Source organism: Kitasatospora sp. RG8 (assembly GCF_017813315.1).
Classification (GTDB): Bacteria; Actinomycetota; Actinomycetes; order Streptomycetales; family Streptomycetaceae; genus Kitasatospora.
In genome coordinates this window covers 321,213-336,999 of the sequence record NZ_JAGIYX010000004.1, presented here as the reverse complement: position 1 = coordinate 336,999, position 15,787 = coordinate 321,213, and the positions used below count along the sequence as shown (strand labels likewise).

The following is a 15,787-nucleotide window of genomic DNA, read 5'->3' as shown; positions in this document are numbered from 1 at the left end:
AACAGTGTGCGCAACCCCTTGCACATGTACGCTGGATGCGCACGGTGTACGCAGAAGAGTGGAGGACGACCATGCCCGCAAAGGCGCAGCAGAAGCCGATCCCGTCCGTGTGGGCGCGGCAGCAGCGCGAGCCCGACCAGCCCGCACTGAGCCGGGCGGCGATCGTCAGGGAGGCCGTCGTCATGCTGGACGCGGACGGCGTCGAGGCGCTCAGCATGCGCAAGCTCGGCGCCCGCCTGAACGCCGGCGCGACCTCGCTCTACCGGCACGTGGCCACCAAGGAGGAGCTGATGGAGCTCGCGGTGGACGAGGTCTTCGGCGAGATCGACGTCCCGGCGGCCGACAGCCCGGACTGGCGGGCGGCGGTCACCCTGGCCGCCGAGTCCTTCCGCGCGACGACGCTGCGCCACCCCTGGCTGGCCTCGGTCCTCGGCCAGGCCGGGCTCGCCTACCTGGGCCCCAACCTGATGGCCTACGCCGAGCAGGTGGCCGCCCTGTTCACCGCCGCCGGCTTCCCCGAGCCGTCACGCGCGATCGACACCGTGCTCTCGTACGCGATCGGCATGAGTACGACGGAGGCCGCCTGGCTGACCACGGTCGCCCGCTCGGGCGAGACCGAGACCGCTTTCATCGCCCGTCTGATTCCCGCGGCGCAGGAGGCGGTGGCCGGCAGCGAACACCTCGCCTCCTCGTACGACGCCGTGGTGGGTGCCGACCCGGTGGCCCTGCGCAACTCCAAGTTCACCTACGGCCTGGACGTCATCCTCGACGGACTCGCGCTGCGCCTGCCCAGTGCGTAGCGGGCACCCCGCACTTTGCATCGATCATGAATAATCTCAGGCCACAGCGTTAACCTATGCAAATTCCAAAGGTGAACCAGGTTACAAACCTTGCAATCAAAGACGCTCGGTTTGCCCACATGCTGAGATCCGTGCGATAGTCGAGGTGTCCAAGGGCGGACGCCAGAGAATCCGCCGTGGGCACCGGAACTACGGCCGGCCCGACCTGGCACGGCCGTCGTCCATCGCGCGGCACGCACCCCCTTGGCCGGCGCGATGACTTGCAGGGGCCCCCAGCTGCCGGACCACGGCGCGTCGGGGGCCCTGCGTGTTTTCCGGGCCCGCAGCATGCGCCGCGCACGCCCACCGGGCCCCCGCACACGCCGGCGCACCGGCACCCTCAGTGCCGCTCGCGCACCTTCAGCTCGAACCAGACGCCCTTGCCGCGGGGCAGCAGGTCCGCGCCCCAGCGGTCCGCCAGGTCGTCGACGACCTTGAGGCCGCGCCCGCGCTCGTTGACCGGCAGCGGCTCGGCCAGGATCAGGCAGGGCATCGCCCGCGAGGAGTCCCGCACCTCGACCCGGAGCCAGCCCGGCTTGCGCGACACCTGGAGGCCGATGGTCCGCCCGGCCGCGTGCCGCACCGCGTTGGCCACCAGCTCGCTGGTCAGCAACTCGCCGACCTCCAGCTGCTGGTGGAGGTCCCAGGATTCGAGGACGGAGAGCACCAGCCGGCGGGCCACCGGACCGGACTCCGGCCGGGACGGCAGCCGCACCTCCCCTGGGTCCGTCTGGTCGCACAGCCTGCCGGAGTACATGTGTTCCAGCTCCTCGGAGCTGAGTCGTTCCAGGGCCGCGAGAGTGTCCTGGAAGCACATCCACGACGCGTCAGCAACCAAGCTGGACCCAGGAAGTGATGACTGATCTGTTTCGCCCCAACCCGCCATGCGGACCATCATTGCGGAACGCAAGCGGCCGCGTACGGACAATGAGCAAACGATCACCACTCGATCGGCATATGCCGCGTGCAACCCGGACCCGCGCGCCGTCAAGCCCGGGTTGCCGCGAACCGGCTCCTACCAGGCACTCCAGGCCAGGTTCCAGCCGCTGAGGCCGTTGTCCGGCTCCACCTGGCCGCGCGAGGAATTCTGCACGGTCACGATGTCGCCGATCAGCGAGTCGTCGTAGAACTTGCCCGCCGAGGTGGCGTCGCCGCCGCCCTTGACGTCCTTGAGGCCGACGCAGCCGTGGCTGACGTTGTCCTCGCCGAAGGCGTTGCTCCAGTAGTTTCCGTGCACGTACGTGCCGGACGTGGTCAGCCGCATCGAGTGCGGCACCTGAAGGTCGTAGGGCGCACCGGTCATGCCGGGCATGCTGCTGGACTGCATCCGCACCACGCCCTCCTTCGACATGACGACCATGGTGCCGTTCCAGGTCGGGTGCTCCGGCGAGCCGGAGGTGATGTCGATGGTGGAGGTCGCCCCGTCGCGGACCACCGTCATCCGGTGGCTCTTGGCGTCAACCGTCGAGACCTGCGATCGCCCGATCGTGAAGGGCTCGTCCCGGTCCACGCCGCCGTACACGCCGGGGGCGATCTCCACGCTCTTCAGGCGGTACTGGACGGTGACCTTGGTACCGGGCTTCCAGTACGCCTCCGGGCGGAAGTCCAGCCGGCGGTCGCCGAACCAGTGGCCCTTCACGACCGTGCCGTTGTCGGTCTTGACGGCGATGCCCTGGGCGACGGCGTCCTTGTTCTTCACGTCCTTGTCGAAGTCGACCGAGACGATCATGCCGACGCCGTACGTGGCGTTGTCCTCGACGTTGTCGCTCGCCTTCGCCTCGCGCTCGGGCGTCAGCGTGGTGAAGCTGCTGTCCGCCGTGGCGACCACGCCGTTGGCGTCCGCCGCCATCGCGCTCACCTGGTAGGCGGTGCCGACCGCGAGACCGGCGGACGGGGTCCAACTGCTCCCGTCGGCGGCGATCGTGCCGGCCACCTCCTTGCCGGTCTTGTCGCTCACCTTGACGGTGGTGAGCTTGCCGCCCGCCACCGCGACCTTCAGCGCGCCGCTGGGCGCCACGTCCACCGCGCCGCTCTTCGGCTGGATGTCCACCACCGCGGCCGAGGTCTTCGGCGTCGCGGCCGCCGGGGCCGTGGCGGAGCCGGCGGCGGTCGCCGAGGCGGTCGGCGCGGCCCCCGCGGCCGCGCCGCCCCCCAGCTCGGCCTTGGCCGCGCTCCCGCTGCCGCCACCGCCGCCACAGGCGCTGGTCAGCACCATCACGCCACCGAGACAGCCGGCGGCCACCATCCTGCGTATCGACCTCACGTCGACTCCCTCCCTCGATCCCGTCCCTGATCCCGCGGGATCCGACAGATACACGCCGCAGCCAACGGAAAGGTTGCGCCATTCGAGGGGCAATTACCCCACGAACGAGGACCGGCCCGACCCCAACGAGTGAGGATCGGGCCGGTCGTTACCCAACCGGGACTACCAGGGCCGTCAGCGGGGTAAAGCGCCTCCCCGGGACGGCCGGCCGGTCTACCAGTTCGCCCAGGCGATGTTCCAGCCGCCGAGCCCGTTGTCGGGCGCGACCGTCTTCTCCTTGGTGTTCACGATCTTGACGACGTCGCCGACCAGCGAGTCGTTGAAGAACTTGCCCGCCACCGAGGAGTCGCTGCCGCCCTTCTCGTCCTGCATCGAGACGCAGCCGTGGCTCGCGTTGGTCTTGCCGAAGGGGTTGGCCCAGTAGTTGCCGTGCACGAAGGTGCCCGAGGTGGTCAGCCGCATCGCGTGCGGCACGTCCTGGATGTCGTACTCGCCGCCGAGACCGACGGTCTGCGAGTTCATCCGGGTGACCTTCTCCTTGGACATGATCACCATGGTGCCGCCCCAGGAAGGCGTCGCGTCCGCCCCGAGGGTGACCGGCACGGTCGTGCTCTGGCCGCCCCGGACGATCGTCATCTTGTGCGCCGCCGCGTCCGCGGTGGAGACCTGCGAGCGGCCGATGGTGAACGGCTCGTCCTTGTCCACGTCACCGTAGATGCCGGGCGCGACCTCGACGTTCTTCAGGCGGTACTTGATGGTGACCTTGGTGTCCGGCTTCCAGTACTCGGCCGGGCGGAAGTCCAGCCGGCGGGCGCCGAACCAGTGGCCCTTCACCTCGGTGGCGGCACCGTCGCTGGTCTCGAACGTGATGCCCTTGAGCACGGCGTCCTTGTTCTTGACGTCCTTGTTGAAGACCACCGAGACGATCATGCCGACGCCGTAGGTGGCGTTGTCGGCGATGTTGTCGTTGGTGGAGATCGTCTTCGCCGGCGTCAGCGTGGTGAACGAGGTCGTCGACGCGGCCACCAGGCCCTCGGCGTCCTGGGCCTGCGCGCTCACCTTGTACGCCATGCCGACGGCCAGCGCACCGCTCGGCTTCCAGCCGGTGCCGTCCGCCGAGATCGCCCCAGCGACCGGCTTGCCCTCCTTGTCGGTCACCTCGACCGTGGTGAGCTTGCCGTTGGCCACCGACACGTTCAGCCCGTTGGTCGGCGCGACGTCCTGGGCGCCGTCCTTCGGGTCGACGGTCAGCACCGCGGCCGACGTCTTCGGCGTCCCCTGGCTCTGGCCGGCCGCCGGGGCGCCACTGGCCCCCGCCGTCGCGGCCGCGTCACCGCCGCCGGTTTTGCTGTCACCGCCCTTGTCGTCGTTGCAGGCTGCGGTGAACAGCAGCACCCCACCCATCGCCAGTGCCACCGCACTGCGGCGCAGGCCACGGTTGCGACGGTTGGTGGTGCGTATTGCGGCCTCGGCCGCCCAAACCGGCTTCACGGTTTCTCCCCTCCCGGTGTCCACCCTGATGGACGCGCATCGACCCGGACGGGTTGCACCTGACCGGCGATCTTTCTGCGCCGGGCTTCCGGCGCGGAAGCAGGATAGCTAAGCCGAATGAGTGAATCCTGGGGGGAGGTCCGTGGACCGGGGGTGGACCCGGGGTGAAGACGGGGCCTCGAACGCCTGCCGGGCCGCCCTCCCCGCCCGGCCGGCGGGGGCCCGCCGGGTCAGTGCGCCTCGTGCGGGACGGCGCTGCCGGCCAGCCACTGGCCCCAGGGCAGGTTCCAGCCGTTCAGGCCGTTGTTCGGCGGGACGACCTCCCCCGCGGAGGCCTTCACCTCCAGCACGTCCCCCGGGACGGTGTGCTCGAAGAGCCAGCCCGCCGGGGTCTCCGTGCTCGTCCCGCCCTTGGCGTCGGCCAGGCCGATGCAGCCGTGGCTGGTGTTGGCGGTGCCGAACACCTCCGGGTCGGCCCAGTAGTTGCCGTGGATGAACGTGCCCGAGTTGGTCAGCCGCATCGCGTGCGGGACGTCCTTGATGTCGTACTCGTCGCCCATCCCGACGGTCTGCGAGTTCATCCTGGTCACCTTGTACTTCTCGGAGACCACCAGGACGCCCCGGTACGTCGAGTGCTTCGGGTCGCCGCCGGACACCTTCAGCACCTTCACCACCCTGCCGCCCTGCCCGGCCCGGACGGTCAGGGTGTGGGCGTCCAGGTCCACCGTGGAGACCTGGGCCCGGCCCACCGTGAAGCGGACGTCCTTCACCTGGGTGCCGAACTCGCCCGGCGCGCCCTGGACGCCCTTCAGCCGCAGCGCCACCTCCACCCTGGTGCCCGCCGCCCAGTACTTCTGCGGCCGGATGTCCAGCCGCTGGTTGCCGAACCAGTGCGCGGCCACCTCGACCGGCGGGTCGGCGGTCACCGCGACGGCCTTCTCCACGGCCGCCCGGTCGGCGACCGGCCGGCTGAAGCGCAGCGAGACCGGCATGCCGACGCCGACCGTGGAGCCGTCCTCCGGGGTGAAGAAGGCCACGAAGGTGTGGGCCCGCGCCGCCGTCGAGAAGTCCGTGTGCTGGGCCGCCTTCTGCCCCTGCTCGTCCTCGGCCACCGAGTCCAGGGTGTAGGCGGTGCCCAGCGGGAGCAGGCCGTCCGGCATCCAGGTCGAGCCGTCCTCGGAGATCGTCCCGGACACCTCGGCGCCCTTGGAGTCGGCCAGCCGGACGGAGACCAGCCGCCCCTCGGCCACCGTGACCCGGACGGGGCCCTCCGGCGGGACGTCCTGCGTGCCGTCGGCGGGCAGCGCGGTGATGGCCGCCCGCGAGACGGGCGGCGCGGCGTGGGCCGGGCCCGACGACGCCGCGCCGCCGACCGGGGTACCGCCCCCGCCGGCGCAGCCCGTCAGCACCGCCAGGCACCAGGCCAAGGCCCCCGCGCGCCGTGCCCAAACCCGTCCTCGGGGCCGCATTCCGGGGCCTCCCGCCTCTTCCGTCCGATACCCCCCACAACGAGGGCGAGCACGACAGGACACGCCCAAACCCCGGAAACCGCACACCGGAGGAGCAATCGCGGGCCGGGTGCCCTGACGCGCTCCGCACGGGAAGTCGGCCGGTCCGACTTCCCGTGCGCGCCGCCGTGCGGGCCCCGGCGGCGCCCGGGCACGGGAGGGCCGGGAGTTCGGGCCGGCGTAAGCCTCCGTTCAGCGGGCTTCCGCTCCGTGGGATCAGGGAAAGAGAAGGTGAACGGGGTCCGGGACACCCCGGTTCAGGGAGGGTACGGCCATGGCGTCAGGGCAGGAGCTGGAAGCCGGAGTGCGGCCGCGCGGCGGGGCGGCCGCCGAACAGCCGTGGCCCGGCAGCTGGCAGCCGCTCGGCGCCCGCTTCCGGACCGACGCCCAGGGGCGCCAGGGCACCAACTTCGCGCTCTGGGCGGCCGGCGCCGAGGCCGTCGACCTCTGCCTGTTCGACGAGGACGGGCAGGAGAGCAGACACCGCCTCACCGAGCAGGACTTCCAGACCTGGCACGGCTTCCTGCCCGGCGTCCGCCCGGGCACCCGCTACGGCTTCCGCGTCCACGGCCGCTGGGACCCGTGGACGGGCGCCCGCTGGAACCCGGCCAAGCTGCTGCTCGACCCGTACGCCCGCGCCATCGACGGCTGTTACACCTCCCACGACGCGGTCTGCGCCGCCGTCCGCAACTGGCCCGAGGCGGACGTCGCCGACACCGTCCGGGACAACCGCGACTCGGCCCGGTACGTGCCCAGGTCCGTGGTCGTCCACGACGACGACGACTGGTACGACGACCACCGCCCCAAGACCCCGTGGGCCGAGACCGTCCTCTACGAGCTGCACGTGCGCGGCTTCACCATGCGCCACCCGGACGTCCCGCCGCACCTGCGCGGCACCTACGCCGGCCTCGCGCACCCCGCCGCCGTCGCCCACCTCACCGCGCTCGGCGTCACCGCCGTCGAGCTGCTGCCCGTCCACCAGCACGCCAGCGAGGACCACCTCCAGGCGCGCGGGCTGGTCAACTACTGGGGCTACAACACGATCGGCTACTTCGCCCCGCACGCCGGCTACTCCTCCTCGGGCGGTCTCGGCGGCCAGGTCGGCGAGTTCAAGCGGATGGTGCGCGCGCTGCACGCCGCCGGGATCGAGGTGATCCTCGACGTGGTCTACAACCACACCGCCGAGGCCGCCGAACTCGGCCCCTCCCTCTCCCTGCGCGGCATCGACAACGCCGGCTACTACCGCCTCCCGCTGAACCGCCCGCGCGGCTACGCCGACTACACCGGCTGCGGCAACACCCTGGACACCCGCCGGCCGCACGTCGTCCGGCTGGTCACCGACTCGCTGCGGTACTGGGTGACCGAGATGGGCGTGGACGGCTTCCGCTTCGACCTCGCCGCCGCCCTCGCCCGGGGCAACGACGGCGTCGACATGGACCACCCGTTCCTCGCCGCCGTCTCGCAGGACCCGGTGCTCAGCCGGGTCAAGCTCATCGCCGAGCCGTGGGACGTCGGCGCCGGCGGCTACCAGGTGGGCGGCTTCCCGCCGCTCTGGGCCGAGTGGAACGACAAGTACCGCGACACCGTGCGGGACTTCTGGCGCGGAGCCCGCCCCGACGTGCGCGAGCTGGGCTACCGGCTCTCCGGCTCCTCCGACCTCTACCAGCGCGGCGGCCGGCGCCCGTACGCCTCCGTCAACTTCGTCACCGCGCACGACGGCTTCACCCTGCGCGACCTGGTCTCCTACAACCGCAAGCACAACGAGGCCAACGGCGAGGCCAACCGGGACGGCACCGACGACAACCGGTCCTGGAACCACGGCGCCGAGGGCGAGACCGCCGACCCGGCCGTCAACGCGCTGCGGCTGCGCCAGCTCCGCAACCTGATGGCCACCCTGCTGCTCTCCACCGGCGTGCCGATGATCACCGCCGGGGACGAGTTCGGCCGCACCCAGGGCGGCAACAACAACGCCTACTGCCAGGACGGCGAGGTCAGCTGGCTGGACTGGTCCCTGCTGGAGGACCGGCGCTGGGCCGGGCTGCGCGATCTCACCGCCCGCCTCGTCCGGCTCCGCCGCACCCACCCGGTGCTGCGCCAGCGGGCGTTCTTCTCCGGCCGGGCCGCGGTGCCCGGCGGCCAGCCCGACCTCGCCTGGTTCACGCCGCGCGGGAAGGAGATGACCGAGGCCGACTGGTTCGGCCCGACGGCCTGCCTCGGCATGCTGCTCTCCGGCGCCGCGATGTCCGAACGCGACCAGTACGGCAGCCCGTTGCGCGACGACAGCTTCCTGCTGCTGCTCAACGCCGGCCCCGAGGCCGTCCCGTTCACCCTCCCCGGCGAACCCTGGGCCGCACCCGACGCGCAGTACACGACCGTCCTCGACACCGCCGCGGACGAGACCGGCAACGGCACCCACACCCACCACCCGCAGGACGCCGTCACCCTGGGCGGGCGCTCCCTGCGCCTCCTGCGCACACCCGCCGCCTGACATCCGCCGGAGCGCCCCCGCGCACGTGGCCGGTTCTCGCCGACAGGTCCGAAAAACCGGATGAGAAATGACGCGGTCACGACCTACGCTCACGGCGATGGCCGAGAACCAAGCCCCCACGCCCGCGCCCGCCCGACGGTCGACGGTCCGCTCGCTGCTGCGCCTGTGGCCGTACGTCCGCCCGATCCGCTGGCGGCTGGCCGCCTCGGTCGGCTCCGCCCTGCTCGCCGCGCTCAGCCTGCTGCTGGTACCGATCGTGCTCGGCCGGATCGTCGACGGACCGATCGCCGACCACGACCTCGACGCGCTCTGGCCGCTGATCGCCCTGCTGCTGGCCCTCGGCCTCTTCGAGGCGGGCCTGTTCTACACCCGGCGGGTGATTCTGGCCAGACCGCTCGCCCGGGTGGAGACCGCGATGCGCGGCGACCTCTTCGCCAGGCTCCAGCGGCTGCCGGTCGCCTTCCACGACCGTTGGGGCTCCGGCCAGTTGCTCTCCCGGGCCACCTCCGACATGTTCACCATGCGGCTGTTCCTGACCTTCCCGCTGGTCTTCCTGATCGTCAACTCGGTGACGTTCCTGGCCGGCACCGCGCTGATGTTCACCCAGGACTGGCGGCTCGCACTGATCGTGCTGCTCCCCGCCGGGCCGCTGCTGCTGCTGACCCGGCGCTTCGAGACCGGCTACTCGGACGCCGCCCGCCGCGCCCAGGACCAGAACGGCGACCTCGCCACCGTGATCGAGGAGTCCATCCTCGGCATCCGCATCCTCAAGGCCTTCGGCCGCCACCGCTCGATGGCCGAGCGGTTCCGCGGGCAGGCACACCGGCTGCGCCGCACCGAACTGCGCAAGGCCGGCCTGCTGGCCAACCTCTGGGCGGTGATCGTCGGCCTGCCCGAGCTGGCGCTCGGCTGCGCACTCGCGGCCGGCTGCTACCTGGTCGCGCACGACGAGCTGACCACCGGCACCCTGGTCGCCTTCCTCTCCACCGCGCTGGCACTGCGCTGGCCCGTCGAGTCGCTCGGCTGGCTGCTCGCCTACGCCAACGAGGCCGCCACCGCCACCGACCGCTACTTCGAGGTGCTCGACGCAGAGCTGCCGGACGAGAAGGTGGACGAGGCGCCGGGCGAGAAGGTGCCGGACGAGCGGGCGACGGGCGAGCGGGCGCCCCTTCCCGGGGGCTCCCCCGACGGCATCCGCCTCACCGGCGTGCGCTTCCGCTACCCCGACGCCCCGTCCGACACCCCCGACCTGCTCCGCGGCATCGACCTGCACATCCGCAGCGGCGAGACGATGGCCCTGGTCGGCGCCACCGGCAGCGGCAAGACCACGCTCACCGCCCTGCTCCCGCGGCTCTACGAGGCCACCGCCGGCAGCATCACCCTGGACGGGCGGGACATCCGCGAGCTGTCCCGGGAGCGGCTGCGCGAGCTGGTCGCCGTCGCCTTCGAGGAGCCCACGCTGTTCTCGGCCACCGTCCGGGAGAACGTCCTGATGGGCGCACCCGGCGCCGACGCCGGGCAACTCGCCACCGCCCTCGCCACCGCCCAGGCCGGCTTCGTCGAGAAGCTGCCCGACGGCGTCGAGACGGAGGTCGGCGAGCAGGGCCTCAGCCTCTCCGGCGGCCAGCGCCAGCGGCTCGCCCTGGCCCGCGCGGTGGTCGGCGACCCGGCCTTCCTGGTGCTGGACGACCCGCTCTCCGCCCTGGACGTGCACACCGAGGCGCTGGTCGAACAGGCGCTGCGGCAGGTGCTCGGCTCCACCACCGCCCTGGTGGTGGCCCACCGGCCGAGCACCGTGCTGCTCGCCGACCGGGTCGCCGTGCTGGCGGACGGCCGGATCGAGGCCGTCGGCACCCACCAGGACCTGCTGCGCACCTCGACGCGCTACCGCGAACTGATGTCGGGCGAGGCCGCCCTCGTACCGGAGGGGAGCCCCGCCCGATGACCACCACGATCGAGCCCGGTGAGAAGGCCGCGGAGCCCGAGGACGATCTGCCGCCCCCGCCGGCCGACGAGGAGGACATCCCCGTCCCGCCCGGCGCCCCCCGCGCGCTGCTGCGTGCGCTGCTCGGCCCGCACCGGACCCGCATCACGATCGCGATGGTGGTGATCCTGGTCCAGCAGGCGGCGCTGCAGTCCGGCCCGCTGCTGGTGGCGATCGCGATGGACCGGGGCATCCCGGCCCTGCGCGACCACGACGCCGGCCCGCTGATCGCGGTGATCTCGGCCTACCTGTCCTTCGCGCTGCTGAGCACCGTCCTGCAGTGGACGTTCATCAAGATCAGCGCCCGGATCAACCAGGACATCCTGCTCGAGCTGCGCGGCCGGATCTTCCGGCACGCCCAGCGGCTCAGCCTGGACTTCCACGAGCGCTACACCTCGGGCCGGATCATCTCCCGCGCCACCAGTGACGTGGACGCGCTGCGCGAGCTGCTCTCCGAGGGCCTCCAGGAACTGCTGACCGTCTTCCTCTCGGTCTGTTACATCTCGGTGCTGCTGCTGGTGATGGACTGGCGGCTCGGCCTGGTCTCGCTGGGCTCCTTCGTGCCGCTCTTCCTGATCGCCCGCTCGTTCCGGCGGCGCTCGCGCCTGGTCTACCGCCGCTCGCGCACCTCGGCCGCGTCACTGATCGTCCGGTTCACCGAGACCATGAACGGCATCCGCCCGGTCCAGGCGTTCCGCCGCGAGCGGGCCAACGACGCCGCGTTCGGCGTGGTGAACCGGCAGTCCGCCACCGCCATGGCGGACGGCCTGCTGGAGATCGCCCGGTACGTCGGCCTCTCCCGCACCACCGCCAACGTCTGGACGGCCGGCGTCGTGCTGCTCGGCGCCTTCCTGGTCACCGACGGCGCGGTGGAGCTGGGCGTGCTCACCGGCTTCGTGCTCTACCTGCGCCGGCTGTACGACCCGATCGACCAGCTGGCGATGTTCCTGAACAGCTACCAGTCGGCCGCCGCCGCCCTGGAGAAGATCGCCGGCCTGCTCGCCCACGAGCCGACCGTCGCCGAACCGGCCGAGCCGAAGGAGCTGCCGAAGTCCCTCACCAAGGGGCGGGAGGTGCACTTCGAGAAGGCCCGGTTCGGCTACCGCACGGGGAAGGAGGTGCTCCCCGCCTTCGACCTGGTGCTGCCCGCCGGGCAGACCGTGGCCGTGGTCGGTGCGACCGGCGCGGGCAAGTCGACCGTCGCCAAGCTGCTGGCCCGCTTCTACGACCCGACCGGCGGGCGGATCTCCCTCGACGGGATCGACCTGCGCGACCTCGCCACCCCCGAGCTGCGGCGCGGGGTGGTGATGGTGACCCAGGAGTCCTTCCTGTTCTCCGGCACCGTCGCCGAGAACATCGCGCTCGGCCGGCCCGGCGCCACCCGCGAGGAGGTCGAGGAGGCCGCCCGGGCGATCGGAGCGCACGAGTTCGTCGCCGCACTGCCCGAGGGCTTCGACACCGACGTGCGCAAGCGCGGCGGCCGGATCTCGGCCGGCCAGCGCCAACTGGTCGCCTTCGCCCGCGCCCTGCTGGCCGACCCGGCGGTGCTGATCCTGGACGAGGCGACCAGCTCGCTCGACGTGCCGGGCGAGCAGGCCGTCCAGCGGGCGATGCGGACGGTCCTGGCCGGGCGGACGGCGGTGATCATCGCCCACCGCCTCTCCACCGTGGAGATCGCCGACCGGGTGCTGGTGATGGACCAGGGCCGGATCGTCGAGGACGGCACCCCGGAGGAGCTGATCGCGGGCTCCGGGCGGTTCGCCGAGCTGCACCAGGCGTGGCGGGACAGCCTGGTCTGACCGCGGCCGCCGCCCGTGGCGCACGGGTGGGGAGGGCCGGCCCGGCCGGCCCTCCCCACCTCACCGGCCGCTCAGCGCAGCATCCCCGCGTCCATCCCCGCCGACTCGGCCGGCAGCGCGACCAGGCCCAGCTCGGCCGGCGAGGCCAGCCGCGGATGGGCCGGCAGCACCCGGACGGTGTAGCCGAACGGGCCCGTCCGGCAGAGCTCCAGCGATCCCTCGTACCGGGTGCGCCCGTCGAGGTCCGGCCCGCCGACCGGCTTCAGGGCGAGCACGCAGGCGTCCGAGATGCCGTCCGCCTCGTCCACCCGGCCGGAGACCGCCTGCACCTCGACGTCGCCGGGCTCCAGCGTGCCGAGCGCGACCTGCACCCGAAGTGCCAGTGAGCTGCCCAGCTCCTGCGCCTCGTCCGGGCAGTCCGCCTCGACGTGCTCGACCCGGACGGCCGGCCAGGCCTCCCGCACCCGGGTCTTCCAGGCCGCCAGCTCTCGCGCCCCGGCGTAGGGGCCCGTCACGCGCTGCCCCTCGTCGCTCCCGGCCCCGGCGCGCCCGTCGGCCCGCACCGGGCCCGGCACCGCGGCCGCCAGCTCCCGCTGGGCCTGCGCGGCGGGCGTGTACAGCCGCTCCACGTACTCGCGGACCATCCGCCCGGCCAGCACCTTGGGCCCGAGGGTCACCAGGGTGTGCCGGACCATGGCGATCCAGCGGTGCGGCAGGCCGTCCGCGCCCCGGTCGTAGAACCGGGCGGCCACCTGGTGCTCGATCAGGTCGTACAGCGCGGCGGACTCGATGTCGTCCCGCCGTTCGGCCTCGCCGCTCTCCGGGTCGAGGACGCCGCCGCTCTCGTCGGCGGTGGGGATCGCCCAGCCGTTCTGGCCGTCGTACCACTCGTCCCACCAGCCGTCGAGGACGGACAGGTTGAGGCAGCCGTTGAGCGCGGCCTTCATCCCCGAGGTACCGCAGGCCTCCAGCGGGCGGAGCGGGTTGTTCAGCCAGACGTCGCAGCCCGGGTAGAGGTGCCGGGCCATCGCCATGTCGTAGTCCGGCAGGAAGACGATCCGGTGCCGGACGGCCGGGTCGTCGGCGAAGGCGACCATCTGCTGGATGAGCCGCTTGCCGCCGTCGTCGGCCGGGTGGGCCTTGCCGGCGACCACGATCTGCACCGGCCGGGTGGGGTGCAGCAGCAGGGCGCGCAACCGCTCCTGGTCGCGCAGCATCAGGGTGAGCCGCTTGTAGGAGGGGACCCTGCGGGCGAAGCCGATGGTCAGCACGTCCGGGTCGAGCACCGAGGAGACCCAGCCCAGCTCGGCCTCGCCGGCGCCGCGCTGGCGCCATGAGGCGCGCAGCCGGCGGCGGGCCTCGTCCACCAGCTGGGCGCGCAGGGTGCGGCGCAGCTCCCAGATCTCGGCGTTGCCGATCCGTTCCAGGCCCGTCCAGCGCTTGGCGTCACCGGTGGTCATTGCGTCCTCGGCGCGGTCGGCGCCGATCTCCGCGGCGCCGAGCCGGACGACCGCCGGGTCGATCCAGGTGGCGGCGTGCACGCCGTTGGTGACGGAGGTGATCGGCACGTCCGCGGAGTCGAAGCCCGGCCAGAGGCCGTTGAACATCGACCGGCTGACCTCGCCGTGCAGGGTGGAGACGCCGTTGGCGCGCTGGGCGAGGCGCAGGCCCATGGCGGCCATGTTGAACAGCTTCGGGTCCCCGCCGCGCCAGGTCTCGGCCCCGAGCGCGAGCACCTGTTCGACCGGGACGCCGGGCAGTGCGGCGTCGCCGCCGAAGTGCCGGGCGACCAGGTCCCGGTCGAAGCGGTCGATGCCGGCCGGGACGGGGGTGTGGGTGGTGAAGAGGGTGCCGGCCCGGACCGCCTCCAGGGCGGCGGCGAAGTCGAGGCCGGGGCCGGCCGCGCCGTCGGCGATCAGCTCGCGGATCCGCTCGACGCCGAGGAAGCCGGCGTGGCCCTCGTTGGTGTGGAAGACCTCGGGGGCGGCGTGGCCGGTGAGCCGGCTGTAGGCGCGCACCGCGCGGACGCCGCCGATCCCGAGCAGCATCTCCTGGAGCAGCCGGTGCTCGCTGCCGCCGCCGTAGAGGCGGTCGGTGACGTCGCGCTCGGCCGGCGAGTTGGCCTCGATGTCGGAGTCGAGCAGCAGCAGCGGGACGCGCCCGACCTGGGCCCGCCAGATGTGGGCGCTCAGGGTGCGGCCGCCGGGCAGCGCGAGGTCGATCCGGCAGGGCGTGCCGTCACCCTCCCGGAGCAGGGTGACGGCCAGTTCGTCCGGGTCGAGGAGCGGGTAGCGCTCCTGCTGCCAGCCGTCCCTGCCGAGGGACTGCCGGAAGTAGCCGTGCCGGTAGAACAGCCCCACGCCGATGATCGGGACCCCGAGGTCGCTGGCGGCCTTGAGGTGGTCGCCGGCCAGGATGCCGAGCCCGCCGGAGTACTGGGGCAGCGCCGCGGCGATGCCGTACTCGGGCGAGAAGTAGGCGATGGCGGCGGGCTGCGGGGCGACGGCGGCCTGCTGGTCGGGGCCGTGCGGGGCGGCCTGGTACCAGCGCGGGCCGGAGAGGTACTCCCGCAGGTCGTCGGCGAGGTCGCCGAGTCTGCGCAGGAACCGCCGGTCCCCGGCGAGCGCGGCGAGCCGGGCGGCCGGGACCTCCCCCAGCAGGCGCACCGGGTCCTCCCCGGTCGCGGCCCAGACGTCCGGGTCCACGGACCGGAAGAGGTCCCTGGTCTCGGGGTGCCAGGACCAGCGCAGGTTGAGGGCCAGCTCGTGCAACGGCTGGAGTTGTTCGGGCAGGACGGTGCGGACGGTGAATCTGCGGATTGCCTTCACGGCGTGAAGCGTAGCCCCGGCGACTGTCATGATGGTGCGTCAAGTGGGCTATTGGGCCTCCGTTCGGCCTATTGGTGAGATCGCATTCGGCGCATTGGACTGCACAGGGGGCGCGCGAGGCGCACTTTCCCGGGGGCCGCGCTACCAATACGTGAACATCGCGGAACAGCTCCATTTCCAGCCGTGGCTCCGTCCCCGCAATGGCCCGAAACTACTGTCGTACCGCTGCGAAAGTCTTGTCCCCGGTGCGACTATGAACCAAGGTCGTTGATGCTGTGGGGAGTGCGGCGACGGGTGGCGCCCCCTTGAAGCAGCACGTCCGAATCCTTTTCGCGTTGATCGTTCCTCAACCTCCTTAGCCCATTCGGCGCCCACGGCGCACCGATGCGTGTCCTCGAACTCGGCCTGCTCGTTCACGGGTGGGTTGGGTCGCCCAGGGGCGTGCCCCGAGAGGCGTGCGCCGGGACGCGCGCGGGCTCTCGGGCTCCCCGCCACGGGCTCGGCGGGCGCGGGGCAGGTTGCCGGGGACGGCGGCGCGGGCAGGCTTCCGGTCGCACGGCCTCCCCACCCAGCAGTCCTCCCGGTAC

The 15,787-nt window shown here is 72.5% G+C and carries 9 protein-coding genes; 4 read left to right on the top strand and 5 right to left on the bottom strand.

What is annotated here, in order from left to right; all coding sequences use genetic code 11:
• Positions 1-71: 71 nt before the first annotated feature.
• Positions 72-800, top strand: a complete 729-nt coding sequence (locus J5Y04_RS09080) for a TetR/AcrR family transcriptional regulator (RefSeq protein WP_209411346.1) — start codon at positions 72-74, stop codon at positions 798-800.
• A 379-nt stretch (positions 801-1,179) separates the two neighbouring features.
• Here the strand turns inward: J5Y04_RS09080 and J5Y04_RS09075 are convergent, their stop codons facing one another.
• From J5Y04_RS09075 to J5Y04_RS09060, 4 genes are all read right to left on the bottom strand, one after another.
• Positions 1,180-1,737, bottom strand: coding sequence for an ATP-binding protein (locus J5Y04_RS09075; protein ID WP_374105972.1), 558 nt, complete (start codon positions 1,735-1,737; stop codon positions 1,180-1,182).
• 117 nt (positions 1,738-1,854) lie between these two features.
• A complete protein-coding gene (locus tag J5Y04_RS09070; protein ID WP_307853013.1) occupies positions 1,855-3,102 on the bottom strand; it encodes an Ig-like domain-containing protein in 1,248 nt (415 codons plus the stop codon).
• Positions 3,103-3,315: 213 nt separating this feature from the next.
• On the bottom strand, positions 3,316-4,593 hold the full coding sequence (locus tag J5Y04_RS09065) for an Ig-like domain-containing protein (protein WP_307853012.1): 1,278 nt from the start codon (positions 4,591-4,593) through the stop codon (positions 3,316-3,318).
• 230 nt (positions 4,594-4,823) lie between these two features.
• On the bottom strand, positions 4,824-6,062 hold the full coding sequence (locus tag J5Y04_RS09060) for an Ig-like domain-containing protein (RefSeq protein WP_209411342.1): 1,239 nt from the start codon (positions 6,060-6,062) through the stop codon (positions 4,824-4,826).
• A gap of 313 nt (positions 6,063-6,375) precedes the next feature.
• Here J5Y04_RS09060 and glgX point away from each other — a divergent pair, with 313 nt between their 5' ends.
• From glgX to J5Y04_RS09045, 3 genes are all read left to right on the top strand, one after another.
• Positions 6,376-8,589 (top strand): glycogen debranching protein GlgX, encoded by a 2,214-nt coding sequence (gene glgX / locus J5Y04_RS09055; RefSeq protein WP_209411341.1) that lies wholly within the window; start codon positions 6,376-6,378, stop codon positions 8,587-8,589.
• A gap of 97 nt (positions 8,590-8,686) precedes the next feature.
• Positions 8,687-10,534 carry an ABC transporter ATP-binding protein gene (locus J5Y04_RS09050; RefSeq protein WP_245204475.1) on the top strand — a complete coding sequence of 616 codons (1,848 nt, stop codon included), beginning with the start codon at positions 8,687-8,689 and terminating at the stop codon, positions 10,532-10,534.
• Positions 10,531-12,372, top strand: a complete 1,842-nt coding sequence (locus tag J5Y04_RS09045; RefSeq protein ID WP_209411337.1) for an ABC transporter ATP-binding protein — start codon at positions 10,531-10,533, stop codon at positions 12,370-12,372. Before J5Y04_RS09050 ends, J5Y04_RS09045 begins: the two co-directional genes overlap by 4 nt.
• A 71-nt stretch (positions 12,373-12,443) precedes the next feature.
• On the opposite strand, the gene glgP is transcribed toward J5Y04_RS09045, so the two are convergent.
• Complete coding sequence (gene glgP / locus J5Y04_RS09040; protein ID WP_209411336.1) at positions 12,444-15,200, bottom strand: alpha-glucan family phosphorylase; 2,757 nt, start codon at positions 15,198-15,200, stop codon at positions 12,444-12,446.
• Positions 15,201-15,787 lie beyond the last annotated feature (587 nt).